The sequence below is a fragment of the Caminibacter profundus genome (assembly GCF_054657155.1).
Genome location: NZ_BAAHXC010000001.1, coordinates 1,293,442 through 1,312,500, shown reverse-complemented (window position 1 = coordinate 1,312,500; position 19,059 = coordinate 1,293,442). Strand labels below are relative to the sequence as shown.

The following is a 19,059-nucleotide window of genomic DNA, read 5'->3' as shown; positions in this document are numbered from 1 at the left end:
CTAATAACCATGCTAAAAATTTTGCATAAACAAGTGTTTTAGCAACTTCATAAGTTACAGCATTAACGAAACAATTAAATTTGTTTTTTACATTTCCAAAAAATCCTTCTATATTGAATCTTTGTTTAAATAATGAATGTTTATATTTTTCATAAATTTATTTAACCAATTGTCTTTGTGTTGATTTTATTTCATTGTGTAAAGGCTTTTTTATTCTGAATATTGGAAGTAAATCTTTTTCTATTGTTAAATCAATCAACTCATTGGAATTTGAATAAATACCATCACCTATTATAGGTATTTTGTTTTCATATTCTCCAAAAGAAAAATTTCTTATTAAAAATGTTTTTGCTTTATTAAAAATATTGTCTGTAAGTATTCCTTTTAATGCTTTTCTTTCATCATAATAAGCTTCAAAATTTCTTATTATCAAAGGTATTCTAAAATTAAACTCTGGTATATAAAGAATTATTGCTTCTGTCTTAATGTGAGATTTTATTTTCCTTATCTCTAGTCCTCTTTTAAATTTTGCATAAAATTTATTTGAATATGAAAATCCTGTCGCATCTATTAAAAGTAGAACTGTTATTTTGGAAAGTTTTTTATTGTTTAATTTTTTTTATTATTTCTTGGCTTATTTTTAATATCGCTTCTTCTAATAGTTTATCATCGAGTTTAGATAGTCTGTAATGAAGTGTTGATAAGGCTGGTAGTTTTATTTTTAACTCTCTTTCAAGTATTACTATTACTTCTCTAAAAGAATACTTATGCATTTGCATGATTATTGCTATAAATATTATAAAATAATCATCGTATATTTTTGGTTTTCCTCTTTTAGGCTTTTCTTTATTTTTAAAATATTTCTTGCATAATTTCAATACTTCTTTGTATGGTAAAAGTTTATATGATATTTGTCTTTTCTCATTCTAAACCTTTTTTAAATCACAAACAATTTCTGTTCCTAAATCCCCCCTTTTTTTCCCAGTTTCTCCTGTTTTTTCTCGAACAGGCTTAGGAAATATTGTGGTTTTTTGTGAATTTTATCAAATATTCAGTTTTATGGAGAATTTTAGTTTATTAAAACTTTTCTATTCCCTTCTTAATAGGAACAAATTCGCAAGCTTCTAAACGTTCAACTTTTCCATTTTTATAAAATTTAGTAATTATTTGTTCATCTCTCACCTTTATAGGTGCTAAAATAAAACCATCATCTTTTACTTGATTTAATAACTCTATTTCCATATTTTCTATATATGCTGAAAGCAAAATCCTATCATATGGTGCAAATTCTTTCCATCCCTTTATTCCATCATCACACTTTACATTAATATTATAAAGATCTAATTTTTTAAACCTTTCTTTTGCTATCTCAACTAATGTACAAATTCTATCAATAGTAAATACCCTTCTTACTATTTTACTAAGAATTGCTGCTTGATAACCACTTCCACACCCTATTTCAAGCACACTATCAACTCCTTCTAATTCAAGATAGTGTGTCATTTTTGCAATTGTAAGAGGGGAACTTATTGTAGAATCATCTGCAAGTGGAAGTGGGGTTATTTCATAAGCTTTTTTTTCAAATCCAACTGGAACAAAATATTTTCTATCTATTTCTAAAAAAGCATTATACTCTTTTGGTCCTAAAGTTATTAAATCAGCTAATTTTTCAGCCAAAATCTTATTCATTCTATTCCTATATATAATTTTTTCCTAACTTTTTTACTCTTAGCAAAATCTATACCACTTATTCCAAATTCGTCACTTATTTCGACCCCTTCTCCCCAAGCTCCAAAAACACACCCAAAAGATTCTTCATTTGCACTATTTGAAGAAACCACAAAACACTGATTTGAAAGCGCAAGAGCTTTATTTAAAGTTTTAAAATGCTCAATTCTCTCTTTTCCCCATCTTGCCGGGACTATTATTAAATCAACTCCTCTAAGCTTAATCCAATACTCAATAAATCTTAACTCAAAACAAATTAAACTTGCTATCTTAACCTCTCTCCACTCAAAAACTTCAGGCTCTTTTCCTACTTTGAAATGCTTTTTTTCATCTCCAAAAAGATTATATTTAGCCCTTTTATAAATAAGCCCGTTATCAAATAAAACAAAATAATTTTTTTCTTCATGGATAATGGTCATAGCAAAAGATTTTTTTAATTTAGATAACTCATCAATTGCAACTTTTCCAAATTCATTAACCTCATTCCAATTTTCATAATCAAATCCCGTTAAACACACTTCAGGAAAAAGAAGAAAGTCAGCAGGAGAGTTTTGAATAATCTTTTTTATTCTCTCTAAATTGTATTGATAATCTTTACTTGTTCTAAAATTTATAACCTCAACTTGGAACTTGGCTACTTGATTACTTAAACTCATTCTCCATAAACTCTTTTATAAATTTTATCTACATTTCTTGTATAGTAATCATAGTCAAAAAGCTCTCTAATCTCTTCTTCTTTCATTACCTTATTTAAATCTTCATCTTTTAATAAGTTTTCTAAAAATAAACTCTCACCTTTTTCATTAATAGGAGCTTTACCTTTTTGAAGTTCTTCCCAAACTTTCATAGCATTTCTTTGGACAATTTTATATGCATCTTCTCTACTTATTCCTCTTTTTGGAAGCTCAAGCAGTACCCTTTGAGAAAATACAAGTCCCCCTGTTAGATTTAGGTTTTTCATCATATTTTCCGGATATACAACAAGATTTGAAATAATGTTATTTAGTCTATGAAGCATAAAATCAGTTGTAATAAACGCATCTGGAAGCCAAAATCTTTCAACTGAGCTATGGCTTATATCTCTTTCATGCCAAAGAGCAACATTCTCCATAGCAGGAGTTACATATGCTCTAATTATTCTTGCAAGTCCTGTAATATTTTCACTTAACACTGGATTTCTTTTATGAGGCATTGCTGATGAACCTTTTTGACCTTTTGAAAAGTATTCCTCTGCCTCATAAACTTCTGTTCTTTGGAAATGTCTAATATTTACTGCTATCTTTTCAACTGTTGAAGCAAGTAATCCAAGAGCCGCAGCAAGTCTTGCATATCTATCTCTTTGAATTACTTGATTTGAAATTGGAGCTGGTTTAAGTCCTAAATATTCACAAGTTAGTTCTTCAAGTTCTATTGGAGCGTGAGCAAAATTACCCATTGCACCACTAACTTTTCCAACACTTATCACTTCAAGTGTTTCTTCAAGATTTTTAAGATGTCTTTTCATTTCATCATACCAAATAGAAAGTACAAGTCCAAAAGTAATTGGTTCTCCATGAATTCCATGACTTCTTCCAACCATTAACGTGTATTTATGCTCGTAAGCTCTTTTTTTAATTGCTTCCATAACCATTTTAACATCATCAATTATTATTTTTAAACTATCTCTCATTTGAAGAGCAACAGCCGTATCAATTGTATCACTACTTGTCATACCATAATGAACCCAGCGAGACTCTTCTCCTAGACTCTCAGCCACACTTGTTAAAAATGCAATTACATCGTGTTTTGTCTCTTTTTCTATTTCGTCAATTCTTTTAATATCAAATTTTGCATTTTCTATAATTTTTTTAGCATCTTCATCTGGAATAAGTCCTAATTTATTCCAAGCTTTAACTGCTGCTTTTTCAACTTCAAGCCAAGCATTAAACTTCGCTTCTTGTGTCCATAAATTTTTCATTTCTTTCCTAGCATATCTTTCAACCATTGCTTGCCTTTTTTATTGAAATTGTATCAAAAATGAGTTTTGTGTTATAATTGTTATAAAAAAGGCTTATTATGCTCGATATAGGGTTTCCTGAATTTTTATTTATTATAGTTATGGCTATTATTGTATTAGGTCCTGATAAATTACCAGAAGCGCTTAAAACTACTGGTAAGTTTATTGGAAAAATAAAAAGAATGTGGAAAGATGCTACAGCTGATATTAGACGTGAACTTGAGCTTGAAGAAATGAAAGAAGAGATGAAAAAATATAAAGAAGAACTTGAAAAACTTCAAAGAAAAGTTAATAGTGATATAGGAGAAGTAAATAAAAGTTTAACAAGCTTAAATGACCTAACAGCTATGGGTAATAGTAGAAGTTTTAAGGATATGATTAAATAATTGAGAATAGAAAATTATAAAGTTTTCAAAAAATATCAAAATTTTTTGTGATATTGATTAGAGAATTACAATTGTGTTATTTTCACAATTTCATCATTTTTACCAAATAAGGATATAAATGGGTTTTGTAGTTAAAGAGTTTGAAATAAAAAATGAAAAAGTACTAGATTTTTTAGTCAAAAAGCTTGGATTTAATATAAGAGAAGCAAAAAGAGCCATAGATAGAGGAAGAGTAAGTATTAATGGAAAAAGAATAAATGAAAAATCTTTTAAAGGTAGTGGTATACTAAAATGTATAATATTTGAACCAAATGGTTATGGCCTTAAACCTATTTTTGAAACTACTCATTTTGCTATTTTTGATAAGCCAAGTGGTGTTGCAATTCATCCAAAAAAACTTGCTAACACAAAAAGCTTGCTTGATGATGTAAGAAGTCTATGGGGAAATGACGCTAATTTAGTTCACCGCTTAGATAAAGAAACAAGCGGTCTTGTAATCGCTAGCAAAAATAAATTTAGTGAGAGTATTTTAAAAAAAGCTTTTCAAGATAAAGAAATTCAAAAAAAATATTTAGCACTTATTAAGGGACACTTAAATAAAGAAATGACCATAAAAAAGCCAATTGCCGTAAACAAAGATGAAAATATAAAAGTAAAAGTCTTAATTCATAGTGATGGAAAAGAATCAATAACAATTGTAAAGCCTATAAAAATAATAGGAGAAAACACTTTAGTTGAATGTATTCCTTTAACTGGAAGACAACATCAAATAAGAGTACACCTTTTTAGTATAGGACATCCTATTATAGGCGATCCATTATACGGAGTAGATAACGATTTTGCAGATAGATATCTTAATAAACAAGTAAGTGAAAAAGAGAGAATTGAAAAAACAGGCGCAAGTAGACTTATGCTTCATTCATATAGATTAGAATTTGAGTTTATGAATAATAAATATATAATAATAAGCGATAATTTTGAAAAAAACTTAAACAATGAATTAAAAAAAGTGTAATTTCTTAAGCAAAATTTAAGAATAGTTCATTATAATTCTAACTCAATTTCCCCTCCTTAAAAGTTTTTACCTCCTTAGAAGCCCTTTTGGGCTTTAAATATATTACATTCAATATAAAAATATCTTATTATATAAGAAACATGTGAGCTGTAAAGAAATTTAACAATATTTTATATACAATAATTGCTTAAATGATTGCAAATTTAACAATTAAGGATAATTCTTGTAAAAAAGTGTCAGTAACTAAGTTTAATATGATTAATTAAATGGCTCCGGCGGTAGGACTCGAACCTACGACCCGACGGTTAACAGCCGTCTGCTCTACCGACTGAGCTACGCCGGAATGTGGATTGAAATTATAATCAAAATTATTAAAAAAATCAATAATTTTTAACTACTTTTTTCAAATACCAATAAATTGCCGGTAATCCTGCTAAAAACTCTACAAAAATTGTAAAAATTCTACTTCCAATAGAACCTTTAAAAACAACTGCAATAAGCGCAATTATTGCGCATTACAATTATCAAAGCCCTCTATAATATACTCCAATAGAGTTTTAAATATCCAAAAAATCTATTCTTAAATTTTACAATACCAAAACTTTCAAAGTACGCACCTATTACAAACACACTAATTATTATTGTAACAACAAAAATCGCAATAAAAATCTCTTTCATATAAAAATAATAACCACTCATCAAAAAGTCATTAAATAATAAAAAATCTACAAAAACAACTAAAAACATCACTCCTGCAATATGAAACCACAATTTAAAAGCTTTTTTCATAAAGACTCCTTAAATAGAATTGTACAATAATTTTAATTAAGCTGTTTTTGCAACTTAGTTGCATTTTGATATAATTTCACTATGTGTGGAAAAATAGAACCATTAAGAAAAACGGAATTTAGCATAGCATTACTGCTCAGTCAAAATGGAATAATGAGTGCAAAAGAGTTGCAAAGCACGCTTAATATAGATAAAGCCACTATTTATAGAAATCTAAAAAATTTACTCAAAAAAGAAACAATTCGTGAGATTAAAAATAGTGAAGGGATTGGCTATTACGAACTAAATTGTAAAATCCATAATCCTATTCATCCACATTTTGAGTGTAAAATCTGCAAAAAAATATATTGTCTAAAACCTTTGAAAGCTGAAGATGTAATAAGTTTATCAAATTATACGAATTTTGAAATTGAAAAAATTGACATAAAATTTAAAGGAATATGTAATGAATGTAAAAATAAGTAGCCAAGTTACAAGTTACAAGTTTATAGTGTTTTTATTGTTACCAATTATAAGTTTCGCATTAAACATAAGTGTTACTATTTTGCCTCAAAAAGGGATAGTTAAGGCAATTGCAAAAAATAAAGCAAATGTTAACGTAATGGTTCCACCAGGAAACTCGCCTGCAACTTATTCACCAAATTTTGCAAAGCTTAAATCTCTAAAAAATTCAGATATTTATTTTACAATAGGTGTACCATTTGATAAAAAGTATTTAGAAAAAATAAAAGAAATTAATCCAAATATCAAAATAGTATATTTTGGAAAATATCTTAATGTAGAAAAGAACCCTCATATATGGTTAAGTCCTACTTTTTTAATGTTAGAATCAAAAGTAATTTTAGATACACTAATTAAGCTTGATCCAGAAAATAGAGAATTTTATTTAAAAAATTATGAAAATTATATTAATAAACTTTCTAAACTTACAGTTAAAGGTTTTAAAGAAATTAAACAAAAAACTTTTATTACTTTTCATCCATCATTCTACTACTTTGCAAAAGATTTTCACTTAAAAGAAATTGCCCTGCAAAAACAAGGTAAAACACCAAGTTTTTCATATCTTGCAAAAATTATTAAATTAGCAAAAGAGAAAAATGTTAAAACTATAATAATTTCACCTGAATTTCCTACAAAATACGCAAAAATCGTAGCTAATAAAATTAATGCAAAAGTAGTTGTAATTTCTCCTTTAAATGAAAACCCAATATATACCATCCAAAAACTTATTGGAGCTCTTAGATGAATGCTATAGAAGTTAAAAATTTATTTTTTAAGTATGAGAAAGAATTGGTTTTAGAAAATATTAATTTTACCTTGAAAGACAAAAAATTTATGGCAATAATAGGACCAAATGGAGGTGGTAAAACTACACTTTTAAAATTAATGCTAGGATTTCTTAAACCATCAAATGGTGAAGTAAAAGTTTATAACAAACCTCCAAAAGAAAACAGTCAAATTATTGGATATGTACCTCAGCATACTAATTTTTCGCTTGATATTCCTATTACAGTTTTTGACATAGTACTGCAAGGTAGACTTAAAAAAGGCAAGTTTTTTTATAGCAAAGAAGATAAACAAAAAGCTTTTGAAGTTCTAGAGAAACTAAAAATAACTGAATTTAAAGATAGAAAAATTAAAGAACTTTCAGGAGGACAAAGGCAAAAAGTATTAATTGCAAGAGCTCTTGTTAGTGAACCAAAAATTATTATTATGGATGAACCCACAAGTGCAATTGACCCAAATGGTCAAAAAGAGATTTTAGACTTAATTGAATCACTTAAAATTACAAGAGTTGTAGTAAGTCACGATATTAAAATCTTACTAAGAAATGTTGATAAGATAGCTTATATTCATAAAAAAGCTATAATTCACGAAGGGCCAAAACTAAATATCCCAAAAGATAAGCACTTTTGCGAAGTAGAATTAATTGAGTTTTTAAAGGATACTGCATGTGGGATTTGGTAAGTACTTCAGTATATGCAGGAATTTTATTAAGTATTGCTATAGGAATAATAGGTTCTCTTATTGTAATAAATAAATCTACAGCAATTACTGGAAGTATAGCTCATGGAAGTTTTGGTGGTATTGGACTCGGAATATTCTTAGGAACAAATATTTTACTTACTACTATGATTTTTTCTCTTTTTTTAGCTTTAATTTTAGCAATAGTTATAGCTTATTATAAACAAAGGCTTGATAGCCTAATTGGTGTAATTTGGGCTCTTGGCATGAGTATGGGTATTATTTTTTTAAGTCTAACACCTGGTTACAATGCTGATGCAATGAGTTTTCTATTTGGAAATATTTTGCTTATAGAGAAAAATGATTTGCTTGTAATGGGGATCATAGATATTATTCTTTTAATTTCTATAGTATTTCTTTATAATAGATTCCTTGCTATGAGTTATGATATGGAGTTTTTAAAAGTAAGAACTATTAACTCTAATCTTCTTTACACTTATTTTTTTGCTATAACAGCTCTTACAATTGTAATGAATGTAAGGGCTATTGGTATTATTTTGATTTTAGCTCTTTTTACTATTCCTCCACTAATTGCTGAAAAATTTACCAAAAAATTTTATCAGATGATAATTCTAAGTGGTATTTTATCTGCTATTTTTGTAATTAGTGGGATAGTTATCAGCTGTTTTTATGATTTATCACCAACTCCCGTAATTGTTATAATTGCATCTCTTGGGTTGTTTCTTAGTCTATTTAAAAGGAGCTAAATGTATTTAGTAAGTGAAGAAAGACTCAATAAAATGAAAAAAGTCCTTGAAACTCGCCAAGATACGTTAAGAGTTTTTATGGACTATGTCTATTCACCTCATAATCTATCAGCAATAGTCAGGACTTGTGATGCGGTTAATGTTGGTAAATTATATTATCGCCATCAAAAAAAAGTTAAATTAAATAATGAAATTACAATGGGTGCTCATAAGTGGATTTTCTCTGAATATATAGATGATATAGAAAAATTCTATCAGGATATTAAATCTCAGGGTTATCAGGTGGTAGTTACTTTGCTTGATGAAGACACCGTGGATTTTAGAAAAGTTGATTATACAAAACCAACACTTATCGTCCTTGGAAATGAAGTGGACGGTGCAAGTGAAACAAGTATAAAATATGCTGATAAAAAAGTAATAGTTCCAATGTATGGAATGAGCCAAAGCCTAAACGTTTCAGTAGCTAATGCTGTAATTTTGTATGAAGCCCAGAGACAAAGAAGTTTAAAAGGTATGTATAATAAATCTCAGCTAAACCAAGAAGTAATTGAAAAAACCCTTAAAAAATGGGCTTATGATGATATTATAGAAAAAGAACTTCGTCGCGTCAGAAAAAAGTAAAAAGTTAACTACTCTTTATCTAATTCTCTCCATGCTTTATTTGCATCTTGTTTTTGTATTTCAATACTAGAATTTGGTGTTTTTATTATAGTTTTAGTGCATCCAATAATAAAAACTACTGAAACTATCAAAAATATTAATTTTTTCATTTTATACCTTTCAAAATTCAATTATTCTTCCAACACCGCCAGGAATATAGTTTTCACCATATTCAGCTTTAAATATCTCTATTGCTAAATCTCCACTGCAGTGAGTTGGTGTTACATACTCAACTCCTAAATTTTTTAATGCTTTTACAACTTCAATAATCTCTTCTTCATCACTTCTCATTAAATGAAATCCACCAATTACATATAAAACTCTCTTACCTAACATATCAATTGCCCTCTTAACTATGTTTTCAATTCCTGGATGAGCACAACCTGTTATTACAATACTAAACTCATCTTCATCTATTATAAGACTTTCTTCAATACTTTCCATTACACCAGTCGAATAGAAATTCCCAAATAATTTTGTAGGATATTCATTAATTATTTTTACTTCGCGTGAGAGTATTTTTAAATCTCTAATATAAAGTTTTGAAAGAGAATTTGGCAAAAAAAGAGTCAAACTTTTATTTATATCTACAATTGAATCAATACCGCCAATATGGTCCCAATGAGGATGAGAAATAAAAAGATATTCAAGCTTTTCAATATCAAAACCCATTTTTGTCATATTTCTAAGAAGTACCCTGCCATTACTTCCTGTATCAAATAAAAAATTATCATTTATCACACAACTAAACCCCCAAAAGCTCTCTAACTTTTCATTTGCTTTATAGTTGTCAAATATTATTGAAAATTTCATATGCTTTCCTTCTTTACTCGGAGCTTAAAACTTCTTAACTTTTAATTCCCCTTATAACCTTAAAAGCTCCGCCATTACATTCATTAATTTCAAATTTTAAATTATCAAGATTATCACCATATAAGTTTTCCCTGCATTCAAATTCATTAAATCCAGCTTTTTTCATTAATTCAATTATATCGTTTTTGCTAAAAAATGTTGCATGTGCATAGAATTTTGAATAATGCTTATTTTGTTCATACTTTTTTCCAAGTTGTGAATCTTTATCTACAAAAGCTACAAGCAAGAATCCCTCTTTTTTTAAAGCTCTGTAGCAATTTTGAATAGTTTTTAGTGGTTCTTTTACAAAACAGATGGTAGTTATACCAACTCCAAGATGTTTAGACACTTCAGTGTAATAAAATTTAGTTAATCAAATACAACCAATTAAAGCATATACTTCTATTTAAAAACTATGACTATATTAGAATTGGTATAAAACAATCATTTAAAAACTTTTTTTATTAATTATATCAAAGAACTTTCAAAAATTCCTAAATTCAATCGGTATTAAATCAATGATTTTTGATATATCAAGTTTTCTTTTTTGAGGTCCTATATTTCCAAGTGTTTCTTTATCGGTTTCAAAGAAGTTTTGGAGATAGTATGTATTTTTGTAGCCTTTATTATGAAGTATTTTTATAATCTCATTTATATCATTTTCATCAAGTAAGTCAGTATGAACAGTTGTACGAATTTCAAATTCAATATCACTATCAATTAAAAAATCAAGCGTCTTTTCAAATTTACTGTAATATTTGTTTTTAGTTACTTCTTCAAATTTATTTGGAGGTGCTTTAAAATCAAGTGCAATATAATCTACTAACTTTTTTTCTACCATTTCTTTTATTACTTTAAAGTTAATCCCATTTGTATCAAGTTTGATTTCAAACCCTAAATCTTTTATTTTTTGTGAAAAAGTAATTAAATTAGGATATAAAGTAGCCTCACCTCCGGTGAAACTAACTCCATCAAGAAGCCCAATTCTTGTTTTTAAAAACTCTATTATCTCGTCTTCTTCTATTTGTTTCTTACCAAAAACTACATCTTTATTGTAACAATAAGGACATCTCATATTACATCCACTAAACCATAAAATAGATGAGAGCCTTCCAGGAAAATCCAAAGTAGAAAACTTCTGAATAGAATATATTCCTAGCATTCTTTGAAATATTTCCTCTCTTTATGTTCTGATTTTTTACCAATATTAAAACTCTCAACAGGTCTATGGTAACCCATAACTCTTGTATAAACCATACATTTTTGGCGTTTTTCTTTTAATTTTTCTAAAATTTCTTTTTTTGATAATTCTTTTATTTCCATTTTCTCTCCTTTAATGTTTTATCCAAACAATATTAAGATTTTCTGGATACTACTAACTTTCAATTTTTAATTTTCCATTTTCAATTTCTTCAAGTAGTTCTTCATCACAATAAGGACAATATTCATACTCACCATTAATATACCCATGCTTTGGACATACTGAAAATACTGGAGTTATTGAAATATAAGGTAATCTAAAATTAGTAATTGCTTTTTTTACTAAATTTTTAGCAGATTCTGGCGAAGAAAGTTTCTCACTCATATAAAGATGAAGTACCGTACCTCCTGTATACATTGTTTGTAGTTCATCTTGCAAGCTCAAAGCCTCAAATGGATCATCTGTAAAATCTACAGGTAGTTGAGATGAATTTGTATAATATGGTGCAGAGTCAAAACCTGCTTGAATAATATCAGGGAATCTTTTTTTATCTTCTTTTGCAAAACGATAAGTTGTCCCTTCCGCTGGCGTTGCTTCAAGATTATATAAATTTCCTGTCTCTTCTTGATATTTTTTTAGTCTTTCTCTCATAAACTCAAGTATCTCTTTTGCAAACTCTATTCCCCAAGATGTTGCAATATTTTCTTTGTCATTTGTAAAATTTCTAATCATTTCATTCATACCATTTACACCAATGGTTGAAAAATGATTATTAAATCCAGGCAAATACCTTTTAGTATAAGGGTATAATCCTCTATCATACATCTCTTGTATAAATTTACGCTTTTTCTCAAGCGTAGATTTAGCTAAATCCATTAAATATGAAAGCCTCTCAAGCAGTGCTTCTTTATCACCTTTATATAAATACCCTAGTCTTGCCATATTAATAGTTACAACACCAATACTCCCAGTCATTTCAGCACTACCAAAAAGCCCCCCTCCTCTTTTTAGAAGTTCTCTAAGATCAAGCTGTAATCTACAACACATACTTCTAACTGCACCTGGTTCGTATGCATTTGGATTTTTTACTTTATTTCCGTTTTCATCAATAATATATTGACTTCCTATAAAGTTTTGAAAATAACTACTTCCAATTTTAGCTGTATTTTCCCAAAGAGCTTTAGCTGCTTCACTATCCCAATCAAAATCTTCTGTTATATTAACAGTTGGAATTGGAAATGTAAAAGGCTGACCTATTGAATCACCTTTTGTCATAACTTCATAATAAGCTTTTATAATTTCCTGCATTTCTGGTTCAAAATCTTTATAAGTTGCATCAGTAAGTTTAGTTATTTTTGGATTTCTCTTTTTTAGTTTTTCTAATAACTCTTTATCTTCTATTCCATCAAAAAGATGTCTATTATTCCTTGTAGGAATTTGATCTTTAAGATCATTTGGCACTTTAAAATCAAGTGTAATATTTGTAAAAGGACTTTGTCCCCAACGAGCTGGTACATTTAGATTATATACAAAACTTTCAATTGCCTCTTTTATTTCTTTGTAACTCAGTTTATCTTTGAATACATAAGGAGCTAAATATGTATCAAAACTACTAAAAGCTTGAGCTCCTGCCCATTCACTTTGAAGAATTCCAAGGAAATTTGCCATTTGTCCTAAAGCACTTCTAAAATGATTTGGTGCTTTACTCTCAACTCTACCTCTTACTCCATTAAATCCTTCATTAAGTAAATTCCTTAAACTCCATCCAGCACAATACGGAGCTAAACAATCAAGATCATGAATATGAAAATCACCTTCTCTATGAGCTCTTCCTTCTTCTGAAGAATAAACTTTATCAAGCCAATAGTTTGCTATAACTTTACCTGCAGTATTATTTACAAGTCCTGCATGAGAATAACCAGTATTTGAGTTTGCATTAATTCTCCAATCTACTTTATTAATATACTCTTCGATAGTAGTATTACAATTTATATATGTAGCTTCTCTATCAAGAATATTTTCACGTTGAAGCTTATGCAAATGTCTATAAAGCATAAAATTTTTCATTACATCAAAATATCCATGCTTATACAGTGACTTTTCAATTAAATCTTGAATATATTCAACCTCAGGAGTTTCTATTTTTTTAAGACAATTTATAACTTCTTCAAAAACTTGAGGATCATACTCTACACTTGTTGCATCAAAAGCTTTTTTTATAGCATCTTCTATTTTATAAGGATAATAATTCTGATAACTTCCATCTCTTTTTATGACTCGTTTCATTTTTTCTCCTGAAATATTATTCACTGAAAGGGATTATACATCTTTTTTCTTATAAAAAACTTATAAAAATACCGAGATTTTGGGACTCTTTTTATCTTAAAGAAGCCAAAAAAGGCTAAATTTGGGGAGAAAGCAAAAGAAAAATTTTATAAAAATTTTACACAACTCTATATCTAAATTTCTTTCCAGCAAATAAAGGTTTTACTTCACCTACAATATAAGGAACACTCCACTCTTCTTCAATAAGTTCTATTTTTCTCTCACTTACATTGATATTAAAATTTTCTCTTGCATTATCACTTATAAATTTTTGTAAAGTTTCAACATCTCCATCAAAAAACTCTGCAAGTGCTGGAAGTATTACAGGAGCACTAAAAATTCCAGCAGCACCTTTTAATTTATTTCTTATAGGATGAGGTGCCGAATCACTACCAAACATTACTTTTTTATGACCTGAGCGAACCACTTTTTGAAGTGCTTCTCTATCTTTTGGAGTCTTAATTATAGGTTTACAAAAATAGTGAGGATTTAGCATTCCTCCTACTACTTCATCAAGAGTTAAAAGTAAGTGATGAAGTGTAACAGTCGCATATAAATTATCATATTTATCTAAAAGTTCTACTAAATTAAAAGTAGAAATATGTTCCATTATGATTTTTAGTTTTGGAAAATCACGAGCAAGTTTTTCATAAACTACAGCAAATTCTCTTTCTCTATCAAGAACAAATCCATCTGTTTCACCATGAACTGATAAAGGAATATTAAGCTCTTGCATTATTTCAAGGACAGGATATATATTTTCTATTGACTTAACTCCACCCTCACTATTGGTTGTAATACCTGCTGGGTATAATTTTATTGCAAAAATATCATCTACTAAATCTAAAAGTTCATCTTCACTATATTCTCTCATAAAAATATTCATTAGTGGAGTAAAGTTTTCACTGTTTTCAAGTATTTCAGATTTATAACTTTCAAGTCTTTCTCTATTATCAACAGGTGGAACTAGATTTGGCATAACAACAGCTGCTGCAAATTGATTTGTAGTATATGGCAAAACGTCTTTTAAAATTTTCCCTTCTCTTAGGTGTAAATGCATATCAATTGGCGTGTTGAGTATCATTTTTTTCCTTTTCATTTAATTAAAGTACAAATTTAATATCCTTATGATTCTGAAGTCTTCTAAAAAATTCATTTCTTTCTTCTTCACTAGTAACATAAGCTTCAAATTTTTGAGAGTAATATTTTCCTTTTTGGTTATTGTCTTCTACATTTACTTCTTGGTTGTTTATACACTCCCTTACAGCTTCTCTCATTTTTTCCTTGTCTTCTCCTATAATTCTAAAGCCCCACATTCTAGGATATTCAATTTTTTTTTCTTTCATTATCCCCTCCTTGTTAAAAAAACTAAAAATACAAAAAGGAAAATTTTAACTATTACTATAAAATTTTTTTTAGTTTATTTTCAATTACATAAAATAAACCATAGGTACGATTGTAGGATATTTTTTTGTCTTTCTAAATACATGTTTTCTTATAACATTTCTAAGCTCGTTTTCAAAGATTCTATTTTTTTCATATACATAATCTTTTGCATGATCAATATAGTTCACTAAAAGCTCTTCCATCTCTTTTGCAAAAGCTTTATCATCTTTGTCAGCTATAATTCCATAAGACGAAACTCTAGGACGACCTATTAGTTTTTTATTTTGTTTATCAATTTGAGCTACAACCATTATAATACCTTCATTTGCTAGCTTTTGTCTATCAATTACAACATCATTTTCGATTTGTTCATTTATTTGATTATCAATATAAATTTTTCCAACTTTTACATTCTTAATCTTCCTAACTCTTTTTGGAGTAATTTCCCATTGCTCTCCATCTTCCATAATAAATACATTTTCTTCTTTCATTCCAGCTTGGAGAGATGTTTCTTTATGCTTCATTAAGTGATTATATTCTCCATGAACTGGGAAAAAATATTTTGGTTTTACAAGTCTTAGCATTAGTTTTTGTTCTTCTTGACTCGCATGCCCTGAAACATGAATCTCACTAAATTCATGATATGCTACATTTGCACCTTTTTTCATCAAAAAGTTAATAAGCTGAGATACAGTTGGTTCATTTCCAGGAATTGCTTTTGCTGAAATAATTATTTGATCACCTTCTTTAATCTTTACATGACGATGTTCGTCAATTGCCATTCTATAAAGAGCACTCATACTCTCACCCTGAGAGCCTGTTGTAATAATTAGTATTTCTTTATCTTGATATTTACCAATCTCATATGGATCAATAAAAATATCTCTTGGAAGTTTTATATAACCTAAATCCATAGCAACATTTAAATTTTGTTCCATACTTCTACCAATAATACATACTTTTCTTCCATATTTTATACCACGCTCAATTGCTTGATATACTCTATGAATATTTGATGAGAAGGTAGACATAATAACTCTACCTTCTGTTTTCATAAACAAATCATCAAATGTTTTTCCAACTACACTTTCACTAGGAGTAACTCCAGGTTTATATGAATTTGTAGAATCACTAAATAAAGCTAAAACACCTTTTTCTCCATAATAAGCTAAACGATGTAAATCAGGTGGATACCCATCAATTGGCGTATTATCTATTTTAAAATCTCCCGTATGAATAATAGTACCAATTGGAGTTTGGATTGCTAAGCTAGAACTATCTACAATTGAATGCGTCATATGAATCCACTCTATCTTAAAATCACCTATTTGAATTGGATGACGTTTTTTTACGCTTCTAAAATAACTTTTATATTGATGAATTTTATGTTCTTTAAATTTATTTTCTATCATTGCAAGAGGCAGACTTGTCCCATAAATTGGAAACTGCATTTCTTTAAACAAATAAGGAACTGCTCCTATATGATCTTCATGTCCATGAGTTATAATAAGTCCCTTAATTTTATGACGAATTTCTCTTATATAACTAAAGTCTGGAATTAAAATATCGACTCCATGCATATCTTCATTTGGAAAGCTCATTCCACAATCAATTATTATAGCACTATTTTCAGTTTCAAGTACAGCACAATTTCCACCTATTTCGTCAAGTCCTCCTAATGGAGTAAATCTTACCCAACCTTTTGAATTAGTATCGATTTTAGTGTAACAATTAAGTCTGGCTTTATGTATTTTTTCATTTTCATTGAAAGCTTTATTTAAATCTTTAAACCAAACAAAATTTTTAGGGTCAACTTTTTTTTGAAGCTGAGTTAATGGTTTTTTAGATTGTTTTTCTATTTTTTTATTGTCATTGTTTAAATTATTATTTTCTTTTCTTTGAGAGTTTTCTTTTTTTAAGTTTTCTTCTACTGTATTCTTAATCGCTTCTTGAAGAGTTATTTCTTTTTCCATTCTTACTCCTTTCTTTTAGCGCAGAAAAGAGCCGGAAAAAAGTTTCAGCATCTACTTGGTGAGGTCTTATTGTATCGGCAAGCCCAAATTTTTGAGGATCAAAATCATATTTAGCAGATAAATTTTTTTTGAGCGTTTTTCGAGGATTGCTAAATGCAATTTTTAAAAACTTAGCAAAATCCTCATTATATGAGTCTTTAAATTTCCTAAATTCAACAACCGTACTTATAACTTTTGGTGCAGGTATAAATGCACCTGGTGGAATATCAAAAAGTTTTTTAACATCAGCCACTTGGCTTGCCAAAATACTTAAAGACCCATAATTTTTATCACCCGGCTTTGCAGCAAATTTATCTGCTACCTCTTTTTGAATTAAAACAACTATATTTTTTGCATTTTTGTCTTTTAATGCTCTTAAAATTATATTTGTTGCTATATAATATGGCAAATTGGCTATTAAATCATAATCTTCATCTGCCAAACTTTCTTGCCAATATTCTAAAACATCACCACATTTTAATATTAGATTTGGAAATTTTTCTTTTAAAATTTCACAAAGCTCTTTATCTATTTCATATGCTAAAACTTGCCTTTTTTCCAGCAACTTTTCTGTTAAATCGCCTAAGCCAGGCCCAATTTCTACCACCAAATTTTTGGTATTGGGCATCGCTTGGGCGATCTTTTCTAAATAATGTTTATCCTTTAAAAAATTTTGACCAAATTTTTTCTTTGCCTTGATTATAGCATATCCTTTTTATAAATGTAAATTAATTTTGATAAAATTATAACAAAAAAGGCCTTTAATGGATTATTTTGCAAAAAGAATAATACCTTGTCTTGATGTTAAAGATGGAAGAGTTGTAAAAGGTGTAAATTTTGTAGGACTAAAAGATGCTGGAGATCCTGTAGAAGCTGCTATAAGATACAATGAAGAAGGAGCAGATGAACTAACTTTTCTTGATATTACAGCTAGTTTTGAAGGTAGAAAACCAATTGTTGATATAGTAAAAGAAGTCGCAAAAGAAGTTTTTATACCTTTAACAGTAGGTGGAGGCATAAGTGAGCTTAATGATATTTATGATTTATTAAATGTTGGATGTGATAAAGTATCAATCAATTCTGCCGCTGTTAAAAGACCAGATTTTATTAATGAATCAGCTAAAAGATTTGGAAGTCAATGTATCGTAGTTGCAATTGATGTAAAAAAAGTATCTAATAATAAATGGAATGTATTTATAAAAGGTGGTCGTGAAGATACTGGACTTGATGCAATAGAATGGGCAAAAGAAGTTGTTGATAGGGGTGCAGGTGAAATTCTTTTAACTTCTATGGATGCAGATGGAACTAAAGCTGGTTTTGACATTGAAATAACTGAAAAAATTTCAAAGCTTATTTCTGTCCCAGTAATTGCAAGTGGTGGTGCTGGCAAAATGGAACATTTCAAAGAAGTTTTTGAACACTCTGCCGATGCAGCACTTGCAGCAAGTATTTTTCACTTTCGTGAAATTGATATAATGGACTTAAAACATTATTTAAATAAAAATAATATAAGCGTTAGAATTAATTGATGATGAATAATAAATTTAAAGTTTTGTTATTTTTTCCAATTTTACTTTTTGGTTTTGATGTTGAGTTTACTAAAATTTATAAAGAATATATTATTCCTAATAAAGAAGTTCATTTTATTGAAACAAAATCAAACTTAACTTTTCCTTTTAAATACATAAAAACAAAAAATGGTTTTATATTACTAGGAGACTATACTAAAATTGATAATTGGCTTGATAATGAGTTCTATGCTCCTGATGATGCTAAGTTTAAAACTATCAAAATTGCTTTTATAGATATGGATAAAATACAATATAAAGTAATTCAAAAAGTAAAGCTTGATTTTAAAAAATGCAATATTAAAAAATTAATATTTTTAACAACAAATGAAGAAAGAATTATTACAAAACCCACATTAATAAAAATAAAATATAAAGTACTTTTAGATTGTAAGTAATGTTTCACGTG

25 protein-coding genes and 1 tRNA gene are annotated in these 19,059 nt (G+C 28.4%); 9 read left to right on the top strand and 17 right to left on the bottom strand.

Going from position 1 to position 19,059, the window contains the following annotated elements:
• Positions 1-157 precede the first annotated feature (157 nt).
• The 5 genes from ACYQ1U_RS07160 to purB all read right to left on the bottom strand — a co-directional run bounded on the left by ACYQ1U_RS07160 (position 158) and on the right by purB (position 3,712).
• Positions 158-433: a hypothetical protein gene (locus ACYQ1U_RS07160; RefSeq protein ID WP_459884645.1), complete on the bottom strand. Its 276-nt coding sequence runs from the start codon at positions 431-433 to the stop codon at positions 158-160.
• Positions 434-602: 169 nt separating this feature from the next.
• Positions 603-878 (bottom strand): hypothetical protein, encoded by a 276-nt coding sequence (locus ACYQ1U_RS07155; RefSeq protein WP_459884647.1) that lies wholly within the window; start codon positions 876-878, stop codon positions 603-605.
• Positions 879-1,077: 199 nt separating this feature from the next.
• Positions 1,078-1,689 (bottom strand): protein-L-isoaspartate(D-aspartate) O-methyltransferase, encoded by a 612-nt coding sequence (locus tag ACYQ1U_RS07150; RefSeq protein WP_459885991.1) that lies wholly within the window; start codon positions 1,687-1,689, stop codon positions 1,078-1,080.
• Positions 1,686-2,384 carry a nitrilase-related carbon-nitrogen hydrolase gene (locus ACYQ1U_RS07145; RefSeq protein WP_459885988.1) on the bottom strand — a complete coding sequence of 233 codons (699 nt, stop codon included), beginning with the start codon at positions 2,382-2,384 and terminating at the stop codon, positions 1,686-1,688. The genes ACYQ1U_RS07150 and ACYQ1U_RS07145 overlap by 4 nt, the downstream gene beginning before the upstream one ends.
• The gene (purB, locus tag ACYQ1U_RS07140; protein WP_459885985.1) at positions 2,381-3,712 is read right to left on the bottom strand and encodes an adenylosuccinate lyase; all 1,332 of its coding nucleotides are present in this window, start codon (positions 3,710-3,712) and stop codon (positions 2,381-2,383) included. The genes ACYQ1U_RS07145 and purB overlap by 4 nt, the downstream gene beginning before the upstream one ends.
• A gap of 71 nt (positions 3,713-3,783) precedes the next feature.
• Here purB and tatB point away from each other — a divergent pair, with 71 nt between their 5' ends.
• Complete coding sequence (gene tatB / locus ACYQ1U_RS07135) at positions 3,784-4,110, top strand: Sec-independent protein translocase protein TatB (protein WP_459885982.1); 327 nt, start codon at positions 3,784-3,786, stop codon at positions 4,108-4,110.
• 118 nt (positions 4,111-4,228) lie between these two features.
• On the top strand, positions 4,229-5,125 hold the full coding sequence (locus ACYQ1U_RS07130; RefSeq protein ID WP_459885979.1) for an RluA family pseudouridine synthase: 897 nt from the start codon (positions 4,229-4,231) through the stop codon (positions 5,123-5,125).
• Positions 5,126-5,392: 267 nt separating this feature from the next.
• Here the strand turns inward: ACYQ1U_RS07130 and ACYQ1U_RS07125 are convergent.
• Both ACYQ1U_RS07125 and ACYQ1U_RS07120 read right to left on the bottom strand, forming a co-directional pair.
• Positions 5,393-5,468: transfer RNA gene (locus ACYQ1U_RS07125), tRNA-Asn, on the bottom strand.
• A gap of 191 nt (positions 5,469-5,659) precedes the next feature.
• Complete coding sequence (locus ACYQ1U_RS07120) at positions 5,660-5,914, bottom strand: hypothetical protein (RefSeq protein ID WP_459885976.1); 255 nt, start codon at positions 5,912-5,914, stop codon at positions 5,660-5,662.
• A gap of 81 nt (positions 5,915-5,995) precedes the next feature.
• Here ACYQ1U_RS07120 and ACYQ1U_RS07115 point away from each other — a divergent pair, with 81 nt between their 5' ends.
• From ACYQ1U_RS07115 to ACYQ1U_RS07095, 5 genes are read left to right on the top strand one after another with little or no spacing between them, the layout of a single operon-like run.
• The gene (locus ACYQ1U_RS07115) at positions 5,996-6,379 is read left to right on the top strand and encodes a Fur family transcriptional regulator (RefSeq protein WP_459885973.1); all 384 of its coding nucleotides are present in this window, start codon (positions 5,996-5,998) and stop codon (positions 6,377-6,379) included.
• A complete protein-coding gene (locus tag ACYQ1U_RS07110; protein ID WP_459885970.1) occupies positions 6,360-7,160 on the top strand; it encodes a metal ABC transporter solute-binding protein, Zn/Mn family in 801 nt (266 codons plus the stop codon). Before ACYQ1U_RS07115 ends, ACYQ1U_RS07110 begins: the two co-directional genes overlap by 20 nt.
• Complete coding sequence (locus ACYQ1U_RS07105; RefSeq protein WP_459885967.1) at positions 7,157-7,882, top strand: metal ABC transporter ATP-binding protein; 726 nt, start codon at positions 7,157-7,159, stop codon at positions 7,880-7,882. Before ACYQ1U_RS07110 ends, ACYQ1U_RS07105 begins: the two co-directional genes overlap by 4 nt.
• Positions 7,867-8,646 carry a metal ABC transporter permease gene (locus ACYQ1U_RS07100; RefSeq protein ID WP_459885964.1) on the top strand — a complete coding sequence of 260 codons (780 nt, stop codon included), beginning with the start codon at positions 7,867-7,869 and terminating at the stop codon, positions 8,644-8,646. The genes ACYQ1U_RS07105 and ACYQ1U_RS07100 overlap by 16 nt, the downstream gene beginning before the upstream one ends.
• Positions 8,647-9,267: a TrmH family RNA methyltransferase gene (locus ACYQ1U_RS07095; RefSeq protein ID WP_459885961.1), complete on the top strand. Its 621-nt coding sequence runs from the start codon at positions 8,647-8,649 to the stop codon at positions 9,265-9,267.
• A gap of 8 nt (positions 9,268-9,275) precedes the next feature.
• On the opposite strand, the gene ACYQ1U_RS07090 is transcribed toward ACYQ1U_RS07095, so the two are convergent.
• The 10 genes from ACYQ1U_RS07090 to rsmA all read right to left on the bottom strand — a co-directional run bounded on the left by ACYQ1U_RS07090 (position 9,276) and on the right by rsmA (position 17,785).
• Positions 9,276-9,416, bottom strand: coding sequence for a hypothetical protein (locus ACYQ1U_RS07090; RefSeq protein WP_459885958.1), 141 nt, complete (start codon positions 9,414-9,416; stop codon positions 9,276-9,278).
• A gap of 10 nt (positions 9,417-9,426) precedes the next feature.
• Positions 9,427-10,119: an MBL fold metallo-hydrolase gene (locus ACYQ1U_RS07085; RefSeq protein ID WP_459885955.1), complete on the bottom strand. Its 693-nt coding sequence runs from the start codon at positions 10,117-10,119 to the stop codon at positions 9,427-9,429.
• Positions 10,120-10,153: 34 nt separating this feature from the next.
• Positions 10,154-10,507 carry a methyltransferase domain-containing protein gene (locus tag ACYQ1U_RS07080; protein WP_459885952.1) on the bottom strand — a complete coding sequence of 118 codons (354 nt, stop codon included), beginning with the start codon at positions 10,505-10,507 and terminating at the stop codon, positions 10,154-10,156.
• Positions 10,508-10,642: 135 nt separating this feature from the next.
• Complete coding sequence (locus ACYQ1U_RS07075; protein WP_459885949.1) at positions 10,643-11,320, bottom strand: anaerobic ribonucleoside-triphosphate reductase activating protein; 678 nt, start codon at positions 11,318-11,320, stop codon at positions 10,643-10,645.
• A complete protein-coding gene (gene nrdD / locus ACYQ1U_RS07070; protein WP_459885946.1) occupies positions 11,314-11,481 on the bottom strand; it encodes an anaerobic ribonucleoside-triphosphate reductase in 168 nt (55 codons plus the stop codon). The genes ACYQ1U_RS07075 and nrdD overlap by 7 nt, the downstream gene beginning before the upstream one ends.
• 52 nt (positions 11,482-11,533) lie before the next feature.
• Entirely contained in the window at positions 11,534-13,645 is a 2,112-nt protein-coding gene (locus tag ACYQ1U_RS07065) for a ribonucleoside triphosphate reductase (protein ID WP_459885943.1), read from the bottom strand.
• 157 nt (positions 13,646-13,802) lie between these two features.
• A complete protein-coding gene (gene pyrC, locus ACYQ1U_RS07060) occupies positions 13,803-14,768 on the bottom strand; it encodes a dihydroorotase (RefSeq protein ID WP_459885940.1) in 966 nt (321 codons plus the stop codon).
• Between the two features lie 19 nt (positions 14,769-14,787).
• Complete coding sequence (locus ACYQ1U_RS07055) at positions 14,788-15,030, bottom strand: HP0495 family protein (RefSeq protein ID WP_459885937.1); 243 nt, start codon at positions 15,028-15,030, stop codon at positions 14,788-14,790.
• Between the two features lie 84 nt (positions 15,031-15,114).
• Positions 15,115-17,043: a ribonuclease J gene (locus tag ACYQ1U_RS07050; RefSeq protein WP_459885934.1), complete on the bottom strand. Its 1,929-nt coding sequence runs from the start codon at positions 17,041-17,043 to the stop codon at positions 15,115-15,117.
• Positions 17,009-17,785, bottom strand: a complete 777-nt coding sequence (rsmA, locus tag ACYQ1U_RS07045; protein WP_459886427.1) for a 16S rRNA (adenine(1518)-N(6)/adenine(1519)-N(6))-dimethyltransferase RsmA — start codon at positions 17,783-17,785, stop codon at positions 17,009-17,011. Before rsmA ends, ACYQ1U_RS07050 begins: the two co-directional genes overlap by 35 nt.
• Before the next feature lie 61 nt (positions 17,786-17,846).
• On the opposite strand from rsmA, the gene hisF reads away from it, so the two are divergent.
• Both hisF and ACYQ1U_RS07035 read left to right on the top strand, forming a co-directional pair.
• Complete coding sequence (gene hisF, locus ACYQ1U_RS07040; RefSeq protein WP_459885931.1) at positions 17,847-18,611, top strand: imidazole glycerol phosphate synthase subunit HisF; 765 nt, start codon at positions 17,847-17,849, stop codon at positions 18,609-18,611.
• Positions 18,611-19,048 (top strand): hypothetical protein, encoded by a 438-nt coding sequence (locus ACYQ1U_RS07035; protein WP_459885928.1) that lies wholly within the window; start codon positions 18,611-18,613, stop codon positions 19,046-19,048. Before hisF ends, ACYQ1U_RS07035 begins: the two co-directional genes overlap by 1 nt.
• Positions 19,049-19,059 lie beyond the last annotated feature (11 nt).

Bases quoted from the DNA above. Each gene is read 5' to 3' on its own strand.
- ACYQ1U_RS07150 (WP_459885991.1), bottom strand. From the start codon at position 1,689: ATGAATAAGATTTTGGCTGAAAAATTAGCTGATTTAATAACTTTAGGA.
- ACYQ1U_RS07145 (WP_459885988.1), bottom strand. From the start codon at position 2,384: ATGAGTTTAAGTAATCAAGTAGCCAAGTTCCAAGTTGAGGTTATAAAT.
- purB (WP_459885985.1), bottom strand. From the start codon at position 3,712: ATGGTTGAAAGATATGCTAGGAAAGAAATGAAAAATTTATGGACACAA.
- tatB (WP_459885982.1), top strand. From the start codon at position 3,784: ATGCTCGATATAGGGTTTCCTGAATTTTTATTTATTATAGTTATGGCT.
- ACYQ1U_RS07130 (WP_459885979.1), top strand. From the start codon at position 4,229: ATGGGTTTTGTAGTTAAAGAGTTTGAAATAAAAAATGAAAAAGTACTA.
- ACYQ1U_RS07120 (WP_459885976.1), bottom strand. From the start codon at position 5,914: ATGAAAAAAGCTTTTAAATTGTGGTTTCATATTGCAGGAGTGATGTTT.
- ACYQ1U_RS07115 (WP_459885973.1), top strand. From the start codon at position 5,996: ATGTGTGGAAAAATAGAACCATTAAGAAAAACGGAATTTAGCATAGCA.
- ACYQ1U_RS07110 (WP_459885970.1), top strand. From the start codon at position 6,360: ATGAATGTAAAAATAAGTAGCCAAGTTACAAGTTACAAGTTTATAGTG.
- ACYQ1U_RS07105 (WP_459885967.1), top strand. From the start codon at position 7,157: ATGAATGCTATAGAAGTTAAAAATTTATTTTTTAAGTATGAGAAAGAA.
- ACYQ1U_RS07100 (WP_459885964.1), top strand. From the start codon at position 7,867: ATGTGGGATTTGGTAAGTACTTCAGTATATGCAGGAATTTTATTAAGT.
- ACYQ1U_RS07095 (WP_459885961.1), top strand. From the start codon at position 8,647: ATGTATTTAGTAAGTGAAGAAAGACTCAATAAAATGAAAAAAGTCCTT.
- ACYQ1U_RS07090 (WP_459885958.1), bottom strand. From the start codon at position 9,416: ATGAAAAAATTAATATTTTTGATAGTTTCAGTAGTTTTTATTATTGGA.
- ACYQ1U_RS07085 (WP_459885955.1), bottom strand. From the start codon at position 10,119: ATGAAATTTTCAATAATATTTGACAACTATAAAGCAAATGAAAAGTTA.
- ACYQ1U_RS07075 (WP_459885949.1), bottom strand. From the start codon at position 11,320: ATGCTAGGAATATATTCTATTCAGAAGTTTTCTACTTTGGATTTTCCT.
- nrdD (WP_459885946.1), bottom strand. From the start codon at position 11,481: ATGGAAATAAAAGAATTATCAAAAAAAGAAATTTTAGAAAAATTAAAA.
- ACYQ1U_RS07065 (WP_459885943.1), bottom strand. From the start codon at position 13,645: ATGAAACGAGTCATAAAAAGAGATGGAAGTTATCAGAATTATTATCCT.
- pyrC (WP_459885940.1), bottom strand. From the start codon at position 14,768: ATGATACTCAACACGCCAATTGATATGCATTTACACCTAAGAGAAGGG.
- ACYQ1U_RS07055 (WP_459885937.1), bottom strand. From the start codon at position 15,030: ATGAAAGAAAAAAAAATTGAATATCCTAGAATGTGGGGCTTTAGAATT.
- ACYQ1U_RS07050 (WP_459885934.1), bottom strand. From the start codon at position 17,043: ATGGAAAAAGAAATAACTCTTCAAGAAGCGATTAAGAATACAGTAGAA.
- hisF (WP_459885931.1), top strand. From the start codon at position 17,847: ATGGATTATTTTGCAAAAAGAATAATACCTTGTCTTGATGTTAAAGAT.
- ACYQ1U_RS07035 (WP_459885928.1), top strand. From the start codon at position 18,611: ATGATGAATAATAAATTTAAAGTTTTGTTATTTTTTCCAATTTTACTT.